Source organism: Pseudomonas sp. SWRI77, assembly GCF_014269105.1.
Classification (GTDB): domain Bacteria; phylum Pseudomonadota; class Gammaproteobacteria; order Pseudomonadales; family Pseudomonadaceae; genus Aquipseudomonas; species Aquipseudomonas capeferrum.
Window position 1 is genome coordinate 121,989 of the sequence record NZ_JABWRV010000008.1, and the last position, 22,613, is coordinate 144,601.

The 22,613-nt window shown below is 61.8% G+C and carries 21 protein-coding genes; 4 read left to right on the forward strand and 17 right to left on the reverse strand.

Features of this window, described 5'->3' with window-relative positions; all coding sequences use genetic code 11:
• Window positions 1–55: 55 nt before the first annotated feature.
• From HU766_RS10835 to gcl, 8 genes are all read right to left on the reverse strand, one after another.
• Window positions 56–1,054 (reverse strand): sulfate ABC transporter substrate-binding protein, encoded by a 999-nt coding sequence (locus tag HU766_RS10835; protein ID WP_186656394.1) that lies wholly within the window; start codon window positions 1,052–1,054, stop codon window positions 56–58.
• A 92-nt stretch (window positions 1,055–1,146) separates the two neighbouring features.
• Window positions 1,147–1,971, reverse strand: a complete 825-nt coding sequence (locus HU766_RS10840) for an ion transporter (protein ID WP_033699404.1) — start codon at window positions 1,969–1,971, stop codon at window positions 1,147–1,149.
• A 55-nt stretch (window positions 1,972–2,026) separates the two neighbouring features.
• A complete protein-coding gene (locus HU766_RS10845; protein WP_186656396.1) occupies window positions 2,027–2,902 on the reverse strand; it encodes an urea transporter in 876 nt (291 codons plus the stop codon).
• A gap of 193 nt (window positions 2,903–3,095) precedes the next feature.
• Window positions 3,096–4,511 (reverse strand): pyruvate kinase, encoded by a 1,416-nt coding sequence (gene pyk, locus HU766_RS10850; RefSeq protein ID WP_186656398.1) that lies wholly within the window; start codon window positions 4,509–4,511, stop codon window positions 3,096–3,098.
• Window positions 4,508–5,782 carry a glycerate kinase gene (locus HU766_RS10855; protein ID WP_033699399.1) on the reverse strand — a complete coding sequence of 425 codons (1,275 nt, stop codon included), beginning with the start codon at window positions 5,780–5,782 and terminating at the stop codon, window positions 4,508–4,510. Before HU766_RS10855 ends, pyk begins: the two co-directional genes overlap by 4 nt.
• Window positions 5,783–5,948: 166 nt before the next feature.
• Window positions 5,949–6,842 carry a 2-hydroxy-3-oxopropionate reductase gene (locus HU766_RS10860; RefSeq protein ID WP_033699398.1) on the reverse strand — a complete coding sequence of 298 codons (894 nt, stop codon included), beginning with the start codon at window positions 6,840–6,842 and terminating at the stop codon, window positions 5,949–5,951.
• 199 nt (window positions 6,843–7,041) lie between these two features.
• Window positions 7,042–7,824, reverse strand: coding sequence for a hydroxypyruvate isomerase (gene hyi, locus HU766_RS10865; RefSeq protein WP_033699395.1), 783 nt, complete (start codon window positions 7,822–7,824; stop codon window positions 7,042–7,044).
• Between the two features lie 66 nt (window positions 7,825–7,890).
• On the reverse strand, window positions 7,891–9,666 hold the full coding sequence (gene gcl, locus HU766_RS10870; RefSeq protein WP_033699393.1) for a glyoxylate carboligase: 1,776 nt from the start codon (window positions 9,664–9,666) through the stop codon (window positions 7,891–7,893).
• Window positions 9,667–9,923: 257 nt separating this feature from the next.
• On the opposite strand from gcl, the gene HU766_RS10875 reads away from it, so the two are divergent.
• The gene (locus HU766_RS10875) at window positions 9,924–10,364 is read left to right on the forward strand and encodes a heme-binding protein (protein WP_186656401.1); all 441 of its coding nucleotides are present in this window, start codon (window positions 9,924–9,926) and stop codon (window positions 10,362–10,364) included.
• Window positions 10,365–10,459: 95 nt separating this feature from the next.
• Here the strand turns inward: HU766_RS10875 and HU766_RS10880 are convergent, their stop codons facing one another.
• Complete coding sequence (locus HU766_RS10880; protein WP_033699390.1) at window positions 10,460–11,071, reverse strand: TetR/AcrR family transcriptional regulator; 612 nt, start codon at window positions 11,069–11,071, stop codon at window positions 10,460–10,462.
• 132 nt (window positions 11,072–11,203) lie between these two features.
• Between HU766_RS10880 and HU766_RS10885 the strand changes: the two genes are divergently transcribed.
• Window positions 11,204–12,118, forward strand: a complete 915-nt coding sequence (locus HU766_RS10885; RefSeq protein ID WP_033699388.1) for a DUF808 domain-containing protein — start codon at window positions 11,204–11,206, stop codon at window positions 12,116–12,118.
• Between the two features lie 43 nt (window positions 12,119–12,161).
• On the opposite strand, the gene HU766_RS10890 is transcribed toward HU766_RS10885, so the two are convergent.
• The 7 genes from HU766_RS10890 to puuE form a co-directional block, all read right to left on the reverse strand.
• Window positions 12,162–12,944, reverse strand: coding sequence for an outer membrane protein OmpK (locus tag HU766_RS10890; protein WP_027592962.1), 783 nt, complete (start codon window positions 12,942–12,944; stop codon window positions 12,162–12,164).
• 352 nt (window positions 12,945–13,296) lie between these two features.
• Entirely contained in the window at window positions 13,297–14,082 is a 786-nt protein-coding gene (locus tag HU766_RS10895; protein ID WP_186656403.1) for an outer membrane protein OmpK, read from the reverse strand.
• A 142-nt stretch (window positions 14,083–14,224) separates the two neighbouring features.
• Window positions 14,225–15,580 (reverse strand): nucleobase:cation symporter-2 family protein, encoded by a 1,356-nt coding sequence (locus HU766_RS10900; RefSeq protein ID WP_033699386.1) that lies wholly within the window; start codon window positions 15,578–15,580, stop codon window positions 14,225–14,227.
• 158 nt (window positions 15,581–15,738) lie between these two features.
• On the reverse strand, window positions 15,739–17,067 hold the full coding sequence (locus HU766_RS10905) for a urate hydroxylase PuuD (RefSeq protein WP_033699385.1): 1,329 nt from the start codon (window positions 17,065–17,067) through the stop codon (window positions 15,739–15,741).
• A 43-nt stretch (window positions 17,068–17,110) separates the two neighbouring features.
• The gene (locus HU766_RS10910; protein WP_027592958.1) at window positions 17,111–17,614 is read right to left on the reverse strand and encodes an ureidoglycolate lyase; all 504 of its coding nucleotides are present in this window, start codon (window positions 17,612–17,614) and stop codon (window positions 17,111–17,113) included.
• A gap of 61 nt (window positions 17,615–17,675) precedes the next feature.
• Window positions 17,676–18,191 (reverse strand): 2-oxo-4-hydroxy-4-carboxy-5-ureidoimidazoline decarboxylase, encoded by a 516-nt coding sequence (gene uraD / locus HU766_RS10915; RefSeq protein ID WP_033699383.1) that lies wholly within the window; start codon window positions 18,189–18,191, stop codon window positions 17,676–17,678.
• On the reverse strand, window positions 18,191–19,117 hold the full coding sequence (gene puuE, locus HU766_RS10920; protein WP_019471481.1) for an allantoinase PuuE: 927 nt from the start codon (window positions 19,115–19,117) through the stop codon (window positions 18,191–18,193). The genes uraD and puuE overlap by 1 nt, the downstream gene beginning before the upstream one ends.
• 377 nt (window positions 19,118–19,494) lie before the next feature.
• Here puuE and uraH point away from each other — a divergent pair, with 377 nt between their 5' ends.
• Entirely contained in the window at window positions 19,495–19,848 is a 354-nt protein-coding gene (gene uraH / locus HU766_RS10925; protein WP_008091641.1) for a hydroxyisourate hydrolase, read from the forward strand.
• Window positions 19,849–20,029: 181 nt separating this feature from the next.
• Here the strand turns inward: uraH and HU766_RS10930 are convergent, their stop codons facing one another.
• Entirely contained in the window at window positions 20,030–21,349 is a 1,320-nt protein-coding gene (locus HU766_RS10930; RefSeq protein WP_156311365.1) for an NCS2 family permease, read from the reverse strand.
• A 383-nt stretch (window positions 21,350–21,732) separates the two neighbouring features.
• On the opposite strand from HU766_RS10930, the gene HU766_RS10935 reads away from it, so the two are divergent.
• A complete protein-coding gene (locus HU766_RS10935; protein ID WP_047583646.1) occupies window positions 21,733–22,488 on the forward strand; it encodes a GntR family transcriptional regulator in 756 nt (251 codons plus the stop codon).
• Window positions 22,489–22,613 lie beyond the last annotated feature (125 nt).

The following is a 22,613-nucleotide window of genomic DNA, read 5'->3' on the forward strand; positions in this document are numbered from 1 at the left end:
CTGGCCTCTGCGCGGGTAAACCCGCTGCCACAGAGGCCGACACTGGCTGGGTCAATTACTGATTGGTGTAGATCTGGTCGAACACGCCCCCGTCGTTGAAGTGGGTTTTTTGCACGGTGCGCCAGTCGCCAAAGGTCTTCTCCACCGACAGGAAGTCCACTTTCGGGAAGCGGTCGGTGTACTTGGCCAGCACTGCCGCATCGCGTGGGCGCAGGTAGTTGTTGGCCGCGATTTCCTGGGCTTCTGGCGACCACAGGTACTTCAGGTACTCCTCGGCCACTGCCTGGGTACCTTTCTTCGCCACCACCCTGTCGACCACGCTCACCGGTGGCTCGGCTTCGGCGGACACACTTGGGTAGACCACTTCGAACTGGTCGCGGCCGAACTCGCGGGCGATCATTTCGGCTTCGTTCTCGAAGGTCACCAGCACGTCACCGATCTGGTTGGTCATGAAGGTGGTGGTGGCGGCGCGGCCACCGGTATCAAGGACTGGCGCCTGCTTGAACAGCTTGCCGACGAAGTCACGGGCCTTGGCCTCGTCACCGCCTTGCTTGAGCACATAGCCCCACGCCGACAGGTAGGTATAGCGGCCGTTACCCGAGGTCTTGGGGTTGGGCACGATCACCTGCACGCCGTCCTTGAGCAGGTCGGGCCAGTCTTTCAGTGCCTTGGGGTTGCCCTTGCGCACGATGAACACGGTGGCCGAGGTGAACGGCGCGCTGTTGTTCGGCAGGCGGGTCACCCAGTTGTCCGGCACCAGTTTGCCGTGATCGACCAAGGCATTGATGTCGGTGGCCATGTTCATGGTGATGACATCGGCCGGCAGGCCATCGATGACTGCACGCGCCTGCTTGCTCGAACCGCCGAAGGACATCTGCACGTTGACCTTCTCGTTGTGCTCGGCCTCCCAGTGCTTCTGGAACGCTGAGTTGTAGTCCTTGTAGAAGTCACGCATCACGTCGTAGGAGACGTTGAGCAGGGTCGGGGCCGCCTGGGCGAAGTTGCCCAGGGCAAGGCCCGCGGCCAGCAGCGAAGCAGTGAACAGTTTTTTCACGACGCATTCCTTGTTCTTGAACAGTATTGGGCAGAGTGCCAGCGACTATAGCGGGTGCCTTGCTGCTGTTTAAAGAACAAAAAACGCTTTGGTTATTCCCGCTTGGGAAACAGCGCATTGCCACAACGCGAGCAGAATGCGGCGCCGTGTTCGTGGCTGTTCTTGCGGCAGGTGGGGCAGTCATGCTGCAACTGTTCACCACGCATGGCGTTGGCCAGCTCTGCGGTGAAGATGCCGGTAGGCACGGCAATGATCGAGTAACCGGTAATCATCACCAGCGACGACAGCACCTGGCCCAGCGGGGTCTTCGGCACAATGTCGCCAAAGCCTACAGTGGTCAGGGTGACAATCGCCCAATAGATGCCTTTGGGAATGCTGGTAAAGCCATGCTCCGGCCCTTCGATCACGTACATCAAGGTGCCGAACACGGTCACCAGGGTCGACACGGTGACCAGGAACACGATGATCTTCTGCTTGCTGCCGCGCAGCGCCGCCATCAGGTAGTTGGCCTGCTTGAGGTACTGGCCGAGCTTGAGCACGCGGAAGATCCGCAGCATGCGGATCACGCGAATGATCAGCAGGTACTGCGCGTCGCTGTAATAGAGGGCGATGACTCCAGGGACGATCGCCAGCAGGTCGACCAGGCCGTAGAAGCTGAAGGCGTAGCGCAAGGGTTTGGGCGAGCAGTACAGGCGCGTCAGGTATTCGGCCAGGAAGATCGCGGTGAAACCCCATTCGATGCCCGCCAGCAGGCCGGCGTAGCCCTGATGGACAGCGTCGATGCTGTCGAGGATCACCGTGACCAGGCTGGCGAGGATGATCAGCAGGAGGGTTTTGTCGAAGCGTCTTCCAGCCACGGTGTCGGTCTGGAAGACGATGATGTAGAGCCGCTCGCGCAGGCTCGCAGGGTTGTTCATTGGCTCGTCCACAAAGCGATAAAGAAAGCGATGGGCTGAGCCTAGGGGCTGCGTTTCAGCTGTGCAAGCGGGATGCATTGCGCCGCTGATTGAGTTGAGCCAGGTAGTTGCCCAGGTGCATGAGCCAGCAGGCTGTGACGAAGGGGGCGGTCAGCCCGGCCACCGGCAACAAGGCGAACAGGGGTTGCAGCAGCAGGGCCAGTGCAATCGCCAGCAGTGTCACCCCTGGTCGCTCGCCTTGCCTGCTGAACGCCAACGCTGCCAATGCGGCGTTGAAGCCGTACAAACCCATCCAGGCTACCTGCGTCTGGTCGGTCAGTAATGCGACGCCACCGCCGATGGCAGAGCCGATCACCGCCCAGGTTGCTGCATAAGGATTGGCAAGGTACATGCCGATGACGATCAGCAGGCCCGCCATTGGCTTGTCGAGCAAGAACACCTGGCCCACGCCACGCAGCAGCGCAGACAGCGGGTCGGCTTCGACAGGGAGTGCGGTCGAGGGCTCGGCCAGCAGCAGGGTACCCCAGCCGAGCAGGACGAAGGGGGCGGTGTAGGCGACCAGCAACTTGCCGCCGCGCTTGCGCCACTGGTGGGTGATGATGCTCGACAGCCCGCCAGCGGCAATGATTAGCGGCGGCAGGATGGCCGACCATGGCAGCACCGCACTGATCAGGATGCCGATCAGCACGCCGTTGTAGCAGTACAAGCCGGCTTGGCGGTCGGCGCGGTCGTAGCCGCGCCGTTGTGCAGTGAGCAGGCCGGCGAGGGCGCCGAGCAGGGCGCCACCGACCAGGCTGGGGGCGGTCAGCAGGATGGCCAGCAGGCAGCACAGGCCGCACAGGGGGTTGCGCAGCAGCAGCACTTGGCTGAAGCCGTTGAGCAGCGCCGTGGCCCAGTCAGGGCACGGGTTGACGAAATTTTTGGTGTACATGGGGCAGTCGGTAAGGTTGAGGGTTGAGCGGTGGGCCTCTTTGGGCCTCGGGTTTTCCGCAGGTCTGGTGTAACGGTGTTCGGGGAGGGCTTTGCCCTCCATTCGCGAGGCAAGCCCGCTCCCACAGGCGCAAGGCAATTGAATGCCATGCAGTCCCTGTGGGAGCGGGCTTGCCCCGCGAAAGGGCCCGGGATCAGACCAAGGTCTCGATCCGTAGCGTATTAGTCGAGCCTGGCTTGCCGAAAGGCACACCAGCGGTGATCAGCAGCGTGTCACCGCGGCTGGCCATGCCTTGGGCCTGGGCAATCTCCAGCGCGGTCGAGCAGATCTCGTCAACCTGGCGCAGGCGGTCGTTGACCACCGAGTGCACGCCCCAGGCCACGCTCAGGCGGCGCGCGGTGTTCAAGTTCGGCGTCAGGTTGAGGATCGGTGCCCGTGGTCGCTCGCGGGCGGCGCGCAGGGTCGAGGCGCCCGACTCGCTGTAGTTGACCAGCACCGCCACCGGCAGGATGCCGCTGATACGGCGGATCGCGCAGCTGATGGCGTCCGACACGGTGGCCTCGGCTTTTGGCCGGCCAACGTCGAGCTGGGCCTGGTAGTCCGGGCCGTTCTCCACCTGGCGGATGATCTTGCTCATCATCTGCACAGCTTCCAGCGGGTAATCGCCCGACGCAGTCTCGGCCGACAGCATCACCGCATCGGCACCTTCGGCCACGGCGTTGGCCACGTCGGTGACTTCGGCACGGGTCGGGGCTGGCGAGAAGCGCATCGACTCAAGCATCTGCGTGGCCACCACCACCGGTTTGCCCAGCTGGCGGCAGGTGTCGATGATGCGTTTCTGGATCTGCGGCACGCTTTCGGCCGGCACTTCCACGCCCAGGTCGCCACGGGCCACCATGATCGCGTCGGACAGCTCGGCGATCGCTTGCAGTTGTTCGACGGCGGACGGCTTCTCGATCTTGGCCATCAGGTAGGCGCGGTCACCGATCAACTGGCGCGCTTCGGTGATGTCTTCCGGGCGCTGCACGAACGACAGGGCTACCCAGTCCACGCCCAGTTCAAGGCCAAAGGTCAGGTCGAGACGGTCTTTTTCAGTCAGCGGGGAGAGCGCCAGCACTGCTTGCGGCACGTTGACGCCCTTGCGGTCGGACAGCTCGCCACCGGCCAGCACTTCGGTGTCGATGGCATCGCTGTGCTTGGCGGTCACCCGCAGGCGCAGCTTGCCGTCGTCGAGCAGCAGGTCCATGCCTGGCTCTAACGCGGCGATGATCTCCGGGTGTGGCAGGTTGACCCGGCGGTTGTCGCCCGGGGCTTTGTCCAGGTCCAGGCGCAGGGCCTGGCCGCGCTGCAGTTGCACCTTGCCTTCGGCAAAGCGGCCAACGCGCAGCTTCGGCCCCTGCAAGTCCATGAGGATGCCCAGCGGGTAGTTCAGTTGCTGCTCGACTTCGCGGATCCACTGGTAGCGCATGGCGTGGTCGGCGTGCTCGCCGTGGCTGAAGTTGAGGCGGAAGATGTTCACCCCGGCTTCGACCAGCTGGCGGATGTCGTCGATACCCTGGGTCGCAGGGCCGAGGGTGGCGAGGATTTTGACTTTTTTATCAGGCGTCATGATTGCGGAGTCTCGAGGATCAGGATGGCGCGGAAGTCGTTGACGTTGGTGCGCGTCGGCTCGGTGACGATCAACGCATCGAGCGCGGCGAAGTAGCCGTAGCCGTTGTTGTTGTCCAACTCGTCGCTGGCCGAAAGGCCCAGGGCTTCGGCACGGGCGTAGCTGCCCGGGGTCATGAAGGCACCGGCGTTTTCTTCGGAGCCATCGATGCCGTCGGTGTCGCCGGCCAGGGCGTACACGCCTGGCAGGCCCTTGAGGTTCTCCGTGAGGCTGAGCAGGAACTCGGCGTTGCGCCCGCCACGGCCGTTGCCGCGCACGGTGACGGTGGTTTCGCCGCCAGAGAGGATCACGCAGGGCGCCTTGAGCGGCTGGCCGTGCAGCACGATCTGCCGGGCAATACCGGCGTGCACCTTGGCCACTTCGCGCGATTCGCCTTCCAGGTCGCCGAGTATCAGCGGGCTGAAACCGGCCTGGCGGGCTTTGACCGCAGCGGCTTCCAGCGACTGCTGGGGCTTGGCGATCAATTGGAAATGGCTGCGAGCCAGGGCCGGGTCATCGGCCTTGACGGTTTCCGAAGCCGGGTTGTTGAGCCAGTCGATAACCGCCTTGGGCGCGTCGATGCTGTAGCGCTTGAGGATGGCCAGGGCGTCGGCGCTGGTGCTCGGGTCGGCGACGGTGGGGCCGGAGGCGATGACGGTGGCCAGGTCGCCAGGCACATCGGAAATCGCATAGGTGTAGACGGTGGCCGGCCAGCAGGCTTTGGCCAGGCGGCCGCCCTTGATCGCCGAGAGGTGCTTGCGTACGCAGTTCATCTCGCCGATGGTGGCGCCAGACTTGAGCAGTGCCTTGTTGATGTGCTGCTTGTCGGCCAGGGTCAGGCCCTCGGCAGGCAGGGCCAACAGGGCGGAACCGCCGCCAGACAATAGGAAGATGACGCGGTCGTCTTCGTTCAGGTTGCTGACCAGTTCCAGCACGCGTTTGGCCACGGCCAGGCCGGCGGCATCGGGGACCGGGTGGGCGGCTTCGACCACCTCGATCTTCTGGCAGTTGGCACCGTGGCCGTAGCGGGTGACGACGAGGCCGGACACTTCGCCCTGCCAGCTTTTCTCGACCACTTCGGCCATGGCGGCTGCGGCCTTGCCGGCGCCGATGACGATGACCCGACCGCTACGGTCGGCGGGCAGGTAGGGTTCGAGGACTTGGCGCGGGTGGGCGGCGGCGATGGCTGTGTCGAACAGCTCGCGAAGAATTTTTTGCGGATCGACCGACATGGCAGGCTCCCAATTATTGTTGTTCTGCAGAATCGAAAACGCCCCTGGAACTGCCTCCGTGCAGGCCGAACCAGGGGCGGTCCCCAGAGCTGCAAGCTTCAAGCTACAAGCCACAAGTAAAAGCAGACCTGCTTTTGCTTGCCGCTCGAGGCTTACAGCTTGAAGCTTATTTCTCGTCGCGGATCGAGAAGTTGGCCATGTGCTCCAGGCCTTTGATCAGCGCCGAGTGGTCCCAGTTGCCGCCGCCCAGGGCCTGGCAGGTGTTGAACACTTGCTGGGCGTTGGAGGTGTTGGGCAGGTTGATGCCCAGCTCCTTGGCGCCTTGCAGGGCCAGGTTCAGGTCCTTCTGGTGCAGGTTGATGCGGAAGCCTGGGTCGAAGGTGCCTTTGATCATGCGCTCGGCGTGTACTTCGAGGATTTTCGACGAAGCGAAGCCGCCCATCAGTGCTTCACGCACCTTGGCAGGGTCGGCGCCGTTCTTGGCGGCGAACAGCAGCGCTTCGCTGACGGCCTGGATGTTCAGGGCGACGATGATCTGGTTGGCGACCTTGGCGGTCTGGCCGTCGCCGTTGCCACCCACGCGGGTGATGTTCTTGCCCATGGCTTCGAACAGCGGCAGTGCGCGCTCGAAGGCTTTCGGGCAACCGCCGACCATGATGCTCAGGGTCGCAGCCTTGGCACCGACTTCACCGCCGGACACCGGGGCGTCCAGGTAGGCGGCGCCAGTGGCCTTGATCTTCTCGGCGAAGGCCTTGGTGGCGGTAGGGGAGATCGAACTCATGTCGATCACTACCTTGTTCGGGCCCACACCTTCGGCCACGCCGTTTTCACCGAACAGGACGGCTTCGACCTGTGGGGTGTCGGGGACCATGACGATGATGAACTCAGCTTCCTGGGCAACTTCTTTCGGGTTGGCCAGGGCCACGGCGCCGGCGGCGATCAGGTCGGCCGGGGCAGCATCGTGGTGGGTGGAGACGAACAGGCTGTGACCTGCTTTTTGCAGGTTCTGAGCCATGGGCTTGCCCATGATGCCGGTGCCGATAAAACCGATTTTAGCCATGAGAGATTACCTCGTTGTATTTGTTGAATCTCGATGGAGCAGGCGACGCGTCCCATTGTAGGAGCGGCCTTGCCGGGGCGCCGGACCGGTCGGAAAGGGGGCGCAGCGCCCCCAGAATTTCGGCCACAGCAAAGATTGCCGGGGCTGCTGCGCAGCCCATTGCGACGCAAGGCCGCTCCTACAAAGTGCGTATTCGCCCTTAAATTGCGTTATGGGTCTTCAGCCAGCCCAGACCTGCTTCGGTCGTGGTCAGTGGCTTGTATTCTGCGCCCACCCAGCCCTGGTAGCCGATGCGGTCCAGGTGCTCGAACAGGAAGCGGTAGTTGATCTCGCCGGTGCCTGGTTCGTTGCGGCCCGGGTTGTCGGCCAGCTGGATGTGGTTGATCAGTTTCAGGTTGCCCTCAATGGTGCGGGCCAGGTCACCTTCCATGATCTGCATGTGGTAGATGTCGTACTGCAGGAACAGGTTGTCGCTGCCGACTTCGGCCTGGATGTCCAGCGCTTGCTGGGTGGTGTTCAGGTAGAAGCCCGGGATGTCGCGGGTGTTGATCATTTCCATGACCAGGCGAATGCCTGCGGCCTTGAGCTTGTCGGCGGCAAAGCGCAGGTTGTCGACGAAGGTCTTGCGCACGTCGGCGCACTGCAGGCCCTGCGGGCGAATGCCGGCCAAAGCGTTGACCTGGGTGTTGCCCAGTACCTTGGCGTATTCGATGGCCTTGTCGACGCCGGCGCGGAATTCTTCGACGCGGTCCGGGTGGCAGGCAATACCGCGTTCACCTTTGCCCCAATCGCCGGCCGGCAGGTTGAACAGCACCTGGGTCAGGCCGTGAGCGTCGAGCTGTTGCTTGATTTCGGCAGCGCTGAAATCGTACGGGAAGAGGTATTCGACACCGCTGAAACCAGCATCGGCGGCGGCCTTGAAGCGGGCCAGGAAGTCCTGTTCGGTGAACAGCATGGACAGGTTGGCAGCGAAGCGAGGCATGGTTGTCTCCTTGCAGATTAAAGCCCCCGGCGCCACATAGGCGGGATGCACGGGGGCGTCAGGCAATCAGTCGAGCATCGAGATCGCGGTTGGCGCGTCGTTGCCGACCAGGGCCAAGTCTTCGAACTCGTTGACGGCGTTGATCTCGGTACCCATGGAAATGTTGGTGACACGCTCGAGGATCACCTCGACCACAACCGGCACGCGGAACTCTTCGGCCATCTTCTGCGCCTTGAGCAGGGCAGGGGCGATTTCGCCTGGTTCGAATACGCGGATGGCCTTGCAGCCCAGGCCTTCGACCACGGCAACGTGGTCGACACCGTAGCTGGCAGCGTCGGTCGAGTTGATGTTCTCGAACGCCAGTTGTACACAGTAATCCATGTCGAAGCCACGCTGCGCCTGGCGGATCAGGCCGAGGTAGGCGTTGTTCACCAGCACGTGAACGTACGGCAGGTTGAACTGCGCACCGACAGCCAGTTCTTCGATCATGAACTGGAAGTCGTAGTCACCCGACAGGGCGACAACCTTGCGCGATGGGTCGGCCTTGACCACGCCCAGGGCGGCAGGGATGGTCCAGCCCAGCGGGCCGGCCTGGCCGCAGTTGATCCAGTTGCGTGGCTTGTACACGTGCAGGAACTGCGCACCGGCGATCTGCGACAGGCCGATGGTGCTGACGTAGCAGGTGTCCTTGCCGAATACCTGGTTCATCTCTTCGTACACGCGCTGCGGCTTGACCGGCACGTTGTCGAAGTGGGTCTTGCGCTGCAGGCTGGCCTTGCGCTGCTGGCAGTCTTCCAGCCAGGCGCTGCGGTCCTTGAGCTTGCCGGCGGCTTTCCACTCGCGGGCCACTTCGAGGAACACGTCCAGCGCCTTGCCGGCGTCCGAGACAATGCCCAGGTCGGGAGTGAACACGCGGCCGATCTGGGTGGGCTCGATGTCCACGTGCACGAATTTGCGGCCTTCGGTGTAAACATCGACGGAGCCGGTGTGGCGGTTGGCCCAACGGTTACCGATACCGAACACCAGGTCGGATTTCAGCAGGGTGGCGTTGCCGTAGCGGTGCGAAGTCTGCAGGCCGACCATGCCGACCATCAGGGCGTGGTCGTCCGGGATGGTGCCCCAGCCCATCAGGGTCGGGATCACCGGTACGCCGGTCAGCTCGGCGAACTCGACCAGCTTGTCGCTGGCGTCGGCGTTGATGATGCCGCCACCTGCAACCAGCAGTGGGCGTTCGGCATCGTTGAGCAGGGCCAGGGCTTTTTCGGCCTGGACGCGGGTGGCGGATGGCTTGTTGACGGCCAGTGGCTCGTAGGCGTCGATGTCGAATTCGATTTCGGCCATCTGCACATCGAACGGCAGGTCGATCAGTACCGGGCCTGGGCGGCCGGTACGCATTTCATAGAAGGCCTTCTGGAACGCGTAAGGCACTTGGCCTGGCTCCAGTACGGTGGTGGCCCACTTGGTGACCGGCTTGACGATGCTGGTGATGTCGACGGCCTGGAAGTCTTCCTTGTGCAGACGTGCACGCGGGGCTTGGCCAGTGATGCAGAGGATTGGAATGGAGTCGGCCGACGCGCTGTACAGGCCGGTGACCATGTCGGTGCCGGCAGGGCCGGAGGTACCGATGCACACGCCGATGTTGCCCGGGTTGGCACGGGTGTAGCCCTCGGCCATGTGCGAGGCACCTTCGACGTGACGAGCGAGGACGTGATCGATGCCACCGACTTTTTTCAGGGCTGAGTACAGCGGGTTGATGGCAGCCCCTGGGATGCCGAACGCGGTATCTACACCTTCACGGCGCATGACCAGAACGGCTGCATCGATTGCTCTCATTTTGCTCATGGGTTGTGCCTCATCGATTTTGTAATTGTATACAACTTGCTTTGCGACAGAGTGTATTCACGCCTGGCGGGCTAGGTCAATGGATTTTCATCGGGGAAGGTGGCTTTCGTCGGAGAGCCCGTGAAAACTGGGTTCTGTCGGATCTGGTACGATCGTTTAAAAATATTGTATACAAAAATATCTTTCGTTGTGTTCTATTTAGGTCATCGGTTTTCAACTGCCCTCAGGGCTTCTCACAACAAGAAGAGGACCTTTTCATGAACGTTCTGAACCTGAAAGTCGCGGTAAGCCTGGTGAATGCCGCGCTGGCCGCAGGCCGCAAGATCAATGCGGCGCCACTGACCGTGGCGGTGCTGGATGCGGGCGGGCACTTGCTGGCGCTGCAGCGGGAAGATGGCGCTAGCCTGATTCGCCCGGAAGTGGCCACCGGTAAAGCCTGGGGTGCGATTGCCTTGGGCAAGGGCTCGCGTTTGCTGGCACTGGATGCGCAGCAACGGCCGGCGTTCTTTGCCGCGCTGAATGGGTTAGGGGAGCGGCCGGTGGTGCCGGCGCCGGGTGGCGTATTGATTCGTGATCAGGACGGCAAGGTGCTGGGTGCGGTAGGGATCAGCGGCGATACGTCGGATATCGACGAGCAGTGCGCGATCAGTGCGATCGAGGAGGTTGGGTTGACGGCGGATGCGGGGGTGGTGGCGTAATAACTTAGATTGTTGGGGCCGCTTTGCGGCCCATCGCGACACAAGGCCGCTCCTACAGGAGCGGCCTGGGCTGCATAGCAGCCCCATTGGCCCGATCAGGCCGCCTCAGGCTCACAGCCCTTGAGCACCAGCCGGATGATGGTCTCGGCCGCCGCGTCATAATCACTGTCGGCCAGCTTGGCCTTGCCCGTCACCGCCGAGATCTGCCAATCGAAATCGGCATAGGTCTGGGTCGCCGCCCAGATGCTGAACATCAGGTGATGCGCATCCACATTGGCAATCTGCCCGCGCTCGATCCAGCCCTGGATGCACTCGATGTTGTGCCGCGCCTGTTCGTTGAGCTGCTCGACCTGGTTGGGCGACAAATGCGGCGCACCGTGCATGATCTCGCTGGCAAACACCTTGGATGCATGCGGCAGGTCGCGCGAGATGCGGATCTTCGAGCGAATGTACGAACTCAACACTTCCTTGGGGTCACCGTCGGCATTGAACGGCGTCGAGGCCTGCATGATCGGCGCGATGATGCTCTCCAGGACCTCGCGGTAGAGGTTGTCCTTGGATTTGAAGTAGTAGTACACGTTTGGCTTGGGCAGGCCGGCCTTGGCCGCGATATCGCTGGTCTTGGTGGCGGCGAAGCCCTTGTCGGCGAATTCCTCGCTGGCCGCGCGCAGGATCAGTTCCTTGTTGCGCTCGCGAATGGTGCTCATGGTCAGGGATCTTCCTCGTGTCTGGCCACCTCTAAGAGGGATCGGGCATGGTAGCACCGGGCTCGACGGGCGCTCAAGGCAGCGACTTTGGGCTAGACTCCGGCGCATTCATTTCACGGGAAACAGGCAAACATGGCAGGCAGCAGTCTACTGGTACTGATCGACGACATCGCCACGGTGCTCGACGACGTGTCACTCATGACCAAAGTCGCGGCGAAGAAGACTGCTGGCGTATTGGGCGACGACCTGGCGCTCAATGCTCAGCAGGTCACTGGCGTACGCGCCGAGCGCGAGATCCCGGTGGTGTGGGCGGTGGCCAAGGGCTCGTTCGTCAACAAGGCGATCCTGGTGCCGGCGGCGTTGCTGATCAGTGCGTTCATCCCTTGGGCGGTAACGCCCTTGTTGATGATCGGCGGCGCTTACCTGTGCTACGAGGGCTTCGAAAAGCTCGCGCACAAGTTCTTGCACAGCAAGGAAGAGGACGAGGCGCAGCATGAGGCGCGCAAGGAAGCCGTGGCCGACGCCAATGTCGACCTGGTGGCCTTCGAGAAAACCAAGATCAAAGGCGCGGTGCGCACCGACTTCATTCTCTCGGCAGAAATCATCGCCATTACCCTGGGCACCGTAGCCGATGCGCCGTTGACCCAGCAGATCATCGTACTGTCGGGTATCGCCATTGTCATGACCATCGGCGTTTACGGGCTGGTGGGCGGCATCGTCAAGCTCGATGACCTGGGCCTGTGGATGACGCAGAAGGCATCGAAGCTGGCCCAGGTGGTGGGTAACGGCATCCTGCGCGCGGCGCCTTACATGATGAAAAGCCTGTCGGTGATCGGCACTGCGGCGATGTTCTTGGTCGGCGGCGGGATTCTGGTGCATGGCATCGGGCCGTTGCATCATGCGATCGAGGCGTTCAGCGAAGGGCGCGGCGGGGCGCTGACGGGCGCATTGCTCAACGGGGGTGTGGGCATTGTTGCGGGCGCTGCCGTGTTGGCGGTCGTAAGCGGTTTGAGCAAGTTGTGGCGGGTAATGCGCCCGGCTCAGTGACCGTGACACAGGGGCCGCAATGCGGCCCCTGTGGTCTTTCAGGTCAGAAGTGAACCTTGACCAGGAAGCTCGCCGTATTCTGGTCGGTCGTGAATGCATCGCTGTCCTTGATGCCGTACTTGTTCTTCCAGTAGTCGTACTCAAAACCTACGTACAGCTGCTTCTCACCCAGGTGCAACGCCTTGCCCAGGTCATATTTGACCTGCGGGTTGAAGTGCAGGTTGGCCTGGTAGGTACCGCGACGGTTCTCGTCGTTGTCCACCACCCAGTCCATGAAACCGTCGATGAGGATGTCGGACGAGCCCACAGGGATGGTGTACGACCACACCGGGGTAATCTGCCAGACGTTGTCACCCGCACGGCTGCCGTCGGTGGTGCGCTGGTAGAAGTTCAGTTGGAAGTAGTCGAAGCCCGGAATGTCCAGGTCGAAGCCAGGGCCGATCAGGTAAGACTCGGTATCCCCCTCGCCAAACTCGTAGGTCATCGCCAACAGCACGTCCTTGACCGGGCCGAACGCCAGCTTCTGGTCGAAGATCTTGCCAAACGACAGGCGCGGGCTGATTTCACCGTAGTAGGTGTTGGGGCCGTTCCCGGCGTCTTTCTTGCCCTGGTAGAAGATCTTGTCGACGAAGATGAAGTTGTCGCCGTACTTCCAGCCATCGGCATGCTCGAACGTCACCGTCTGCTGGATCTCGGGGTTGACCTTGAAGTTCTTGCCCCATAGGTAGGTGAGGCTGTTGTTCTGCCACTGCAGCAGGTCGCCGCCGAAGGTGGTGCCGCAGGCCAGCAGGCCGCCGGCGAGGATCAGGCTGTTGATGGTACGCATTGCGAGTGTCGCTCCCTTGATTGATCTGTTGTCAGCGCTCGTTGTTGGCGCTTTTTTGTCTTTTGAGTCAGCTTTTTTCGATAGGCCACAGCTGTTTGGCAAGAGCTGCGCCAACTTTTCGGGGCTGGCACAACCTTCCTGCTCGACTACGTTCTGAACGGATGAAAAGGGTTTTTCAGGCTGGCAACACGTTGGCCAACCGCCCGAATTCATTGACTGAGCGGTCAGTAAACGCAGGCAGAATCCGTTCTGCCCTGAGCGAGGGGGCGCGCAGATTACTGGCTTGCGCGCCGGTCCTCAAGTGCCCCGTCCTGGAGCGCTGTGAAACAAACTTGTGCGTTTGGTCAGTTTCTTAGAAATGGACTTTGACCAGGGCGCTGGCGACGCTCTGATTACTGTCCACGTTGCCACGGCTGTCGATGCCGTACTTGTCCTTCCAGTAGCTGTATTCAAAGCCTACGTACAACTGCTTGGCGCCCAGGTTCAGGGCCTTGCCCAGGTCATACTTGACCTGTGGGTTGAACTGCAGGTTGGCGTGGTAGGTGCCGCGGCGGGTCTGGTCGTTGTCCACCACCCAGTCCATGTAACCGTCGATCAGGATGTCGGAGCGGCCCACGGGGATGGTGTAGGACCACGCCGGGGTGATCTGCCAGACGTTGTCCCCAGGGCGGCTGCCCTCGGTGTTGCGCACGTAGAAGTTCAAGGTGAAATAGTTGAAGCCGGGGACGGCCAGATCGAAACCGGGGCCGATCAGGTAGGCCTCGTTGTCGCCTTCGCCACGCTCGTAGGTCATGGCGATCAGCACATCCTTGATCGGGCCGAACTCGAATTTGTGGCCGGTCATCTTGCCAAGCGACAGGCGCGGGCTGAATTCACCGTAGTAGGTGGTCACGCCTTTGCCGGGGTCGGCCTTGCCATTGTAGAAAATCTTGTCGACGAACATGAAGGTGTCGCCGTACTTCCATTTGTTGGCGTGCTCGAACGTGATGGTCTGCTGGATACCAGGGTTGACCTTGAAGTCCTTGCCGTACAGGTAGCTCAGGCTTTCGCCGTGCCATTGCAGCCATTCGCCTGCATGCGAGGGGAGGGTGGCCAGCAGGCTGCTGCCCAACAACAGGGACGAGGTGATGCGCTTCATGTTGTGATTCCCGGACTTATTGTTTTTGTTGGCGGTGTTTTTAGCGCGCAGGGGCGCCCCGAGCGGCCCATTCCGGCGGGCCGACGGTGTAGCGGTTACTGCGGGTTTGAGTGAGGGGCGGCCAATGCGCCGCCCCTCGGGCTCAATGCTGGTGACAGGCGTCGTTATGCGCTGCGCGGTCGGCGCCACCGAGGATGTTGAACAACACGTTCAACACCAGGGCGCTGACCGTGGCCATGGCGATGCCACTGTGGGTGATCGGTTCCATCCACTGCGGCATCTGCGCGAAGAAATCCGGGCGCACCACGGGGATCAGCCCGAAACCGACGCTCACCGCCACCAGCAACTGGTTGCGACGGTCGCCGATGTCCGCTTCCTGAAGAATCTTGATCCCGGTGGCGGTGACCATGCCGAACATGGCAATGGACGCGCCGCCCAGTACCGCAGGCGGGATCGAGGCAATCAGGTAGGCCGCCTTGGGCAGCAGGCTGAGCATGATCAACAGCGCACCGGCCACCACGGTAACGTAGCGGCAGCGTACCCCGGTCATCTGCACCAGGCCGATGTTCTGGGCGAACGAGGAATGGGTGAAGGTGTTGAAGAAGCCCGCGATGAACGACGCGCCGGCATCGCACAGCAGGCCGCGACGCAGCATGCCGGGGGTGACTTCACGATCGGTCACCTTGCCCAGGGCGAGGAACATGCCCGTGGACTCGACGAAGATGATCACCACCACCAGGCACATCGACAGGATCGGCGCCAGGCTGAAGGTCGGCATGCCGAAGTGCAGTGGGGTCACCACTTGCAGCCACGGTGCCTGGCTCAGGCCAGACAGGTCGACCATGCCGATGGAGCCGGCCAGGATGTAACCCAGGCCCATGCCCACCAGCACCGAAACGTTGACCCAGAAGCCGCGCATGAAGCGGTTGATCAACAGGATCACGGCCAGCACCAGGCCCGCGACCATCAGGTAGATGGGCGAACCGAAGGCTTCTGCTTCATGGCCGCCACCGGCCCAGTTGACCGCAACCGGGAACAGCGACAGGCCGATCGAGGTGATCACGGTACCGGTAACCAGGGGCGGGAAGAAGCGCACGACCTTGGACATGAAGGGCGCGATCAGCATGCCGAAGAACCCGGCGGCGATGGTCGCGCCGAAGATCCCCTGCAAGCCCACGCCGGGCATGCCGGCCATGGCCACCATGCTGCCGACGGCAGCGAAGCTGGCACCCATCATCACCGGCATGCGGATCCCTACCGGGCCGATACCGAACGACTGGATGATGGTGGCGACGCCTGCAACCAGCAGGTCGGCGTTGATCAGGAAGGCAACTTCTTCACGGGACAATCCAGCAGCCTGGCCAATGATCAAAGGCACGGCAATCGCGCCTCCGTACATCAGCAGTACATGTTGCAGGCCTACCAGAATCAGTTGGAACAGGGGCAGAGGCTGACGCGGCGGCGCAACAGGGATGTACGCCTTGCGTGACTCGGACATGCAGCACCTCGAGTTTTGTTTTTATTCTCGGATCCAAGCGTCAAGCTCCAAGCGGCAAGCTTCAAGAAGAAGCTTGGTGATCCGCGTTGGAGCTTGACGCTCGATGCTTGCTTGTTACCTACGACTTACAGCTTGAGGCTTGAAGCTTGCGGCTTCTATCAGTTGACCTGGGCGCCTTTGGCGATCCAGTCACCAACGAGCTTGCGCTCTTCGGTGGTCATCTGGGTGATGTTGCCCAGCGGCATGATCTGGCTGGCGACCGCTTGCGCCTGGATGCGCGCGGCCTGGGCCTGGATCTGCTGCGGGGTGTCGAACATCACGCCGGCAGGGGCGGCGCTGAACAGTGGGCTGGTCGGTTTCGACGAGTGGCACACGGTGCAGCGTTCCTGGATGACATTGTGGATCTTGTCAAAGTCGCCACCACCGGCCTGGGCAGCGGCCTGGGCCGGTGCTTGCGCAGGTGCGGCTGGCGCTTGCGCAGCCTTGGCGGCGTCCTCGGCGCGCTGCTCGGCAGCGGTCTTGCCACCGACAGCAGTTGCAGGCAGCGGCTGGTACTCGATCTTCGCTGCGGCTTGCTCAGGGCTTACGGCCATCGGTTTCGGGCCGGTGACGTAGGCCAGGCAGATCATCGCCAGGGCGCCTACCGGCAGGGTCCAGGCGTACTTGTTGCTGTCGTGGCGGGTGTTGAAGTAGTGGCGGATCAGAACCGCGGCTACTGCGATACCGGCCAGGATCAGCCAGTTGTACTGGCTACCGTAGGTGCTCGGGAAATGGTTGCTGATCATGATGAACAGCACCGGCAGGGTGAAGTAGTTGTTGTGGCGCGAGCGCAGCAGCCCCTTGGCCGGCAGGCGCGGGTCCGGGGTGGTGTTGCTCTCGATCGCGGCCACCAGCTGGCGCTGGGCCGGCATGATGATGCGGAACACGTTGCCGACCATGATGGTGCCGATGATCGCGCCGGTGTGCAGGTATGCGCCACGGCCGCTGAACACCAGGCTGAAGCCCCAGCAGGCGGCGATGATCAGCACGAACAGCACACCACCGAGCAGCGCTGGCTTCTTGCCCAGGGGCGAGTCGCACAGGAAGTCGTAGATGAACCAGCCAGCGATCAGCGAACCGATACCGATGGCCACGCCTTCGGCACCGCTCAGGGTGCTGCCAGGGGCCAGCAGGTACAGGGCCGGGTTCCAGTAGAACACCACGCACAGCAGGGCGATACCGGACATCCAGGTGAAGTAGGCTTCCCATTTGAACCAGTGCAGGTTCTCGGGCATTTTCGGGGGTGCGAGTTTGTATTTCTCCAGGTGGTAGATACCACCGCCGTGAATCGCCCAGAGATCACCCGACAACCCATCGCGCGGGTTGCTTCGGTTCAGGTGGTTCTCCAGCCAGACGAAGTAGAACGATGCACCGATCCAGGCGACACCGGTGATCATGTGAACCCAGCGAATGCTCAGGTTCAGCCATTCGTGAAGGTGTGCTTCCACAGTATGTACCTCTGCCAATCACCTTGCGATGATCGACCTTTTCTTATTGGTGGGGATTGAGGATCAGCATCTGTTCCTCGGTGAAGTAATGCTCATCGCAGTTGTTGCCAGAACCACTGCGATCAACCACCAGGAAATCATCCCGCTTTTCGATCGTCAGCACCGGGTGGTGCCAGACGCCGCGATGGTAATTGATGCCCTGCCTGCCGTTACTGCGGAAGGCGCGGACCAAACCTGATACAGGTGCATCGCCAACGGGCGCGACCACGATCAGAAAGGGGTTGCCGAGCAGCGGGATGAAAGCCTGGCTGCCCAGCGGATGGCGTTCCAGCATGCGTACGGTCAGCGGCATGTCCAGCGCGTCGGCGCGGAAGATGCTGATGATCGCTTTGTCTTCAGGCTCGGCGGTCTCGACCGTGGCGAGCTTGTGAAAGCGCATGGTCGAGCCGTTGTTGATCATGAAGTGGTCACTGCCATCGGTTTCGATCACGTCACCGAACGGGGCGAAGGCTTCTTTGGTCAGGGGCTCGATCATCAGGGTGCGCATGCGGTTATCTCTTCTATGTTCGTTATTCTTGAAAGGGCTCTAACGTTCGTTGCAGCGGTAATTACAGCTGCAGCAGACGGAACAGGGCGATCAGGTTGATCTGCGCCAGGGCTTCCTTGAATTCGGCATCGCTGTCGTTGTGGATGCGTTTTTCGAAAGCGGCGAGGATCTGGTGCCGGTTGCTGCCCTTGACCGCCATGATGAACGGGAACTGGAACTTGGCCTTGTAGGCGTCGTTGAGCTCGGTGAAACGGGCGAACTCTTCGGCGGTGCACTGGTGGATACCGGCGCCGGCCTGCTCGTTGGTGCTCGATTCGGTCAGCTCGCCCTGGATGGCCGCTTTGCCAGCCAGGTCCGGGTGAGCGTTGATCAGCGCCAACTGGTCGGCGTGGCTGGCGCTGAGCAGGATGTCGCTCATACGCTGGTGCAGCGCCTCGACCTCGTCCAACTCGATCAGGTTGCCCAGGCCATAGGCTTTTTCAGCGACCCACGGCGAGTGCTCGTAGATGTCGGCGAAGGCGGCGACGAATGCGTCACGGCCCAGGGTGGAGGGCTTGAGGGTCTTGAAGGCGGTCATCAGGCGTTCTCTTTCTTGTACGGGTGGGTGGCGTGCCAGTGGCGGGCGATGTCCGCGCGACGGGCGAACCAGACCTGGTCATGGCTCTTGGCGTAGTCGACGAAGCGCTTCAGCGCGGCCAGGCGCGCCGGGCGGCCGACCAGGCGGCAGTGCAGGCCGATGGAGAGCATCTTCGGTGCTTCGGCGCCTTCGGCGTAGAGCACATCGAAGGCGTCCTTGAGGTACTGGAAGAACTGCTCGCCGCAGTTGAAGCCCTGTACCTGGGTGAAGCGCATGTCGTTGGTGTCCAGGGTGTAGGGGATCACCAGGTGCGGCTTGCCGGTCGGGTTGTTCGGCTCCCAGTAGGGCAGGTCGTCGTCGTAGGTGTCGCTGTCATAGAGGAAGCCACCTTCCTCCATCACCAGGCGGCGGGTGTTCGGGCCGGTGCGGCCGGTGTACCAGCCCACCGGGCGCTCGCCGGTCAGTTCGGTGAGGATGCGGATGGCCTCGAGCATGTGCTCGCGCTCCTGCGCTTCATCCATGTTCTGGTAGTCGATCCAGCGGTAGCCGTGGCTGCAGATCTCGTGGCCGGCTTCAGCCATGGCGCGGATCACGTCCGGGTGGCGCTGGGCGGCCATGGCCACGGCGAACACGGTCAGCGGCACGCCGCTGTCCTTGAACAGCTTGAGCAGGCGCCACACGCCGGCACGGCTGCCGTACTCATACAGCGATTCCATGCTCATGTTGCGCTGGCCCTGCAACGGCTGGGCAGCCACCATCTCGGACAGGAAGGCTTCGGACTCTTTGTCACCGTGCAGGATGTTGCGCTCGCCACCTTCTTCGTAGTTCAGGACGAAGGACAGTGCAATGCGGGCGTTGCCCGGCCATTGCGGGTGAGGTGGGTTGTTGCCGTAACCGATCAGGTCGCGAGGATAGTCAGCGCTCACTGCAGTCTTCCTTCTTGTGCGTTAGTGCGGGGGTGGGCGGGCCGCGTCGGGATGTCGCACCACCGGATGGGCTGATTGTATACAACTTCTGAAATCTTTTGTAAGCCTGTTTTTCCGCATTTCTTCCCTTTTGTCGCCTGAGAATCCCTTGCAATAAACCTGCCTGGTTGGTCAGCTAATGACGTGGGTGTCGGCATGGCGTCTGTATTTGCGACTGTATGGCGGCTTTAGGGAGGCGGCGACGGATGGGTTCAAAAAATTGTGTACAATTTGGCGATGGAATGTCTTAATAACGCCATTCCCGCACATCGCAGGCCGTTTGGCGTGATGATGGCCGTGTATTTTTTGCCCACAGATTGAACAAGAGGCGACAAGCAATGGGACGTTTGACCACACACGTACTGGATGCCGCGCATGGCTGCCCGGGCAGCTCGATCAAGGTCGAGCTGTACCGCGTCGAAGGCCAGCAGTTGGAGCTGGTTAACACCGCCCTGACCAACAGCGATGGCCGCGTCGATGCGCCGCTGCTGCAGGGTGACGATTACCGTACCGGCGTTTACCAGCTGCAGTTCAGTGCTGGCGCCTACTACCGTGCTCGCGGCGTACAGCTGCCGGACACGGCGTTTCTGGATGTTGTTGTGCTGCGTTTTGGCATCGACGAGCAGCAGGAGCACTACCACGTGCCGCTGCTGATCTCGCCGTATAGCTATTCGACCTATCGCGGAAGCTAGTTGGTCGCTAGAAGAATCTTCGTAGGTCCTTTGGCCCGCTCTCACACTGGCGGGCTTTTTTTCGTCTGGCGGAAAGTGATGGGGGGCGGCTTGGATGTTGTAGTGGCCATGAGATCGAGCGCCGCGGGGGCGGCGCTTGATCTTGAATGCACTGAAACTCTAAAGCCGGGTAAGCAATGCCTTAAAGGAACACGAACTTGGCAATGAAGATGGCGCACAGCACCCAGAGGCTGGCCGAGATTTCCTTGTACTTGCCAGTGCCCGCCTTCAATGCCACATAGGTGATAAAGCCCAGGGCAATACCGTCGGCGACCGAGAAGGTCAGCGGCATCATGATCACTGTGACGATCGCCGGAATGCTGTCGGTGGCTTCGTCCCAGTGGATATGCGCCATGCTGCCCATCATCAGCATGGCCACGTAGATCAATGCACCCGCAGTGGCATAAGCCGGAATCATCCCGGCCAGCGGCGCGAAGAACATCGCCGCAATGAACAGCAGCCCCACCACCACAGCCGTGAGGCCAGTCCGGCCACCGGCGGCCACGCCTGCGGCACTTTCTACATAGCTGGTTACCGGCGGCACACCGACCACCGCGCCGAATACGCTGGACGCACTGTCTGCCTTCAGCGCCCGTGACAGGTTTTCGATACGCCCATCAGGCGCCACCAGGTTGGCCCGTTGTGCCACGCCCATCAGGGTGCCGGCGGTGTCGAACATGTGCACGAACAGAAACGCCAGCACCACGCTGATCATGCTGACGTTGAACACGCCGGCGACATCCATGGCCATCCAGGTCGGCGCCAGGCTCGGTGGCATCGATACCACCCCGCCAAACTTCACCAGGCCCAGCCCCCAGCCGGCGAGGGTGACGCCGATGATGCTGATCAGGATCGCGCCGAATACCCGTTTGTAGCTGAGGATGGCAATCGACAGGAAGCACACTGCCGCCAGCAGAGGGCCGGGTTCATGCAGCGAGCCCAGCTTGATCAGCGTGGCCGGGCTGTCGACGATGATGCCTGCGGTCTTCAGGCCGATCAGTCCGAGAAACAATCCGACGCCGGCCCCCATCGCATGGCGCAGGCTCAACGGGATGCTGTTGAGCAGCCACTCGCGCACCTTCGACAAGGTGAGGAACATGAACAGCACACCCGAGACGAATACCGCGCCCAGTGCCGTTTCCCAGTTGTAGCCCATGGTGCCGACCACGGTGTAGGTGAAGAAGGCGTTCAGGCCCATGCCGGGCGCCAGGCCCACCGGCCAGTTGGCATACAGGCCCATCAGCAGGCAGCCCAGCGCTGCGGCGATGCAGGTGGCGACGAAGGCCGCGCCGTGATCGATGCCGGCGTCGGCCATGATGTTGGGGTTGACGAAGATGATGTAGGCCATGGTGATGAAGGTGGTCACCCCGGCGATCATTTCAGTTTTGACGGTGCTGCCGTGTTGCTTGAGTTTAAAAATCCGTTCCAGCCAGCTCGTTTCGAGCGGTGGGGCGAGATCCAGCGTAGGGGCTTCGGATTTGCGGCTTTCCACAGCGGGTACTCCTCAAGTCTTTCTTGTTGTGTCGGAGCCATTGTCCTGCGCATGCACTTGGCGGCTCCGCGAGGGGAAGGCAGACGCCTGACCATTTTGTTGACTTATGGGTCAGGAAGTCGCACGGTGGATTATGCTTTTGTGTACAAAGAATGCAAATAATGTTTTATCTTTTGTGCGCACAAATGCGCGTACAACGGCTATATATGTGAAAGGCCACCTGCAGAAACGGGTCAGCCTGTGTACAATGGCGCCATACCTTGGTCCTTCATCCCTTTTCAGGACTTGCCAGCCACCCTCTGACACGCGTTACAGTCAAGGTCCGACTGGTGGATCCACGTGCTCGAGTGCCCATGAACGAACAGCTGCAACCTCTGAAAAAACCTGTGCGCACTGGCAAAGCCGGGCGCAGTGGTACCCAGGACGACATCGTCTACGCGCATATTTTCGAGGCGATCCTCGAACAGCGTCTGGCTCCGGGCACCAAGTTGAGCGAGGAAGCGCTGGGCGAGATCTTCGGCGTCAGCCGCACCATCATCCGTCGCGCCCTGTCGCGCCTGGCCCACGAAAGCGTGGTGCTGTTGCGGCCCAACCGTGGTGCGGTGGTGGCCAGCCCGACGGTTGAAGAGGCGCGCCAGGTGTTCTTCTCGCGGCGCATGGTCGAACGCGCCATCACCGAACTGGCCGTGCAGCACGCCACCCTCGACCAGCTCAACGAGCTGCGGCAGATGGTGCGCGAGGAGCGCGACAGCTTCTCGCGCGGCGATCGGGGGGCGGGTATCCGTCTTTCTGGCGAATTCCACCTCAAGCTGGCCGAAGCGGCGGGCAATGCGCCCTTGGTCAGCTTCCAGCGCAGCCTGGTGTCGCAGACCTCGCTGATCATTGCCCAGTACGAAAGCGGCAACCGCTCGCATTGCTCCTATGACGAGCACATGCAACTGATCGATGCCATCGAAGCGCGTGACGCCGAGCAGGCGGTGAGCTTGATGATGCACCATATGGACCACATCGACAGCAAGCTGAACCTGGACGAGGAGAGTGCCTCGGACGATCTGCATGCGGTGTTCTCGCACCTGCTGAAAAAGCCAAAGGTTTCGGCCAAGGGTTGATCGTTTGCCTCGGTAGATGTGGGGTTTTGCAGGCGCGGGCTTGCCCGCTCCTACACATCAGCCAAAGGTCTGCTAAATTCTTGTGAGCAAACCTTCATCAAGCAGTTGGGCTTGCGCATTCGTTG

Excerpts from the sequence above, each read along its gene's own strand:
- HU766_RS10935 (WP_047583646.1), top strand. The coding sequence starts at position 21,733 with ATGAACGAACAGCTGCAACCTCTGAAAAAACCTGTGCGCACTGGCAAA.
- uraH (WP_008091641.1), top strand. The coding sequence starts at position 19,495 with ATGGGACGTTTGACCACACACGTACTGGATGCCGCGCATGGCTGCCCG.
- HU766_RS10840 (WP_033699404.1), bottom strand. The coding sequence starts at position 1,971 with ATGAACAACCCTGCGAGCCTGCGCGAGCGGCTCTACATCATCGTCTTC.
- HU766_RS10880 (WP_033699390.1), bottom strand. The coding sequence starts at position 11,071 with ATGAGCACCATTCGCGAGCGCAACAAGGAACTGATCCTGCGCGCGGCC.
- HU766_RS10860 (WP_033699398.1), bottom strand. The coding sequence starts at position 6,842 with ATGGCTAAAATCGGTTTTATCGGCACCGGCATCATGGGCAAGCCCATG.
- HU766_RS10845 (WP_186656396.1), bottom strand. The coding sequence starts at position 2,902 with ATGTACACCAAAAATTTCGTCAACCCGTGCCCTGACTGGGCCACGGCG.
- HU766_RS10855 (WP_033699399.1), bottom strand. The coding sequence starts at position 5,782 with ATGTCGGTCGATCCGCAAAAAATTCTTCGCGAGCTGTTCGACACAGCC.
- HU766_RS10900 (WP_033699386.1), bottom strand. The coding sequence starts at position 15,580 with ATGTCCGAGTCACGCAAGGCGTACATCCCTGTTGCGCCGCCGCGTCAG.
- HU766_RS10885 (WP_033699388.1), top strand. The coding sequence starts at position 11,204 with ATGGCAGGCAGCAGTCTACTGGTACTGATCGACGACATCGCCACGGTG.
- uraD (WP_033699383.1), bottom strand. The coding sequence starts at position 18,191 with ATGACCGCCTTCAAGACCCTCAAGCCCTCCACCCTGGGCCGTGACGCA.
- hyi (WP_033699395.1), bottom strand. The coding sequence starts at position 7,824 with ATGCCTCGCTTCGCTGCCAACCTGTCCATGCTGTTCACCGAACAGGAC.
- HU766_RS10875 (WP_186656401.1), top strand. The coding sequence starts at position 9,924 with ATGAACGTTCTGAACCTGAAAGTCGCGGTAAGCCTGGTGAATGCCGCG.
- HU766_RS10895 (WP_186656403.1), bottom strand. The coding sequence starts at position 14,082 with ATGAAGCGCATCACCTCGTCCCTGTTGTTGGGCAGCAGCCTGCTGGCC.
- gcl (WP_033699393.1), bottom strand. The coding sequence starts at position 9,666 with ATGAGCAAAATGAGAGCAATCGATGCAGCCGTTCTGGTCATGCGCCGT.
- HU766_RS10890 (WP_027592962.1), bottom strand. The coding sequence starts at position 12,944 with ATGCGTACCATCAACAGCCTGATCCTCGCCGGCGGCCTGCTGGCCTGC.
- HU766_RS10910 (WP_027592958.1), bottom strand. The coding sequence starts at position 17,614 with ATGCGCACCCTGATGATCGAGCCCCTGACCAAAGAAGCCTTCGCCCCG.
- pyk (WP_186656398.1), bottom strand. The coding sequence starts at position 4,511 with ATGACGCCTGATAAAAAAGTCAAAATCCTCGCCACCCTCGGCCCTGCG.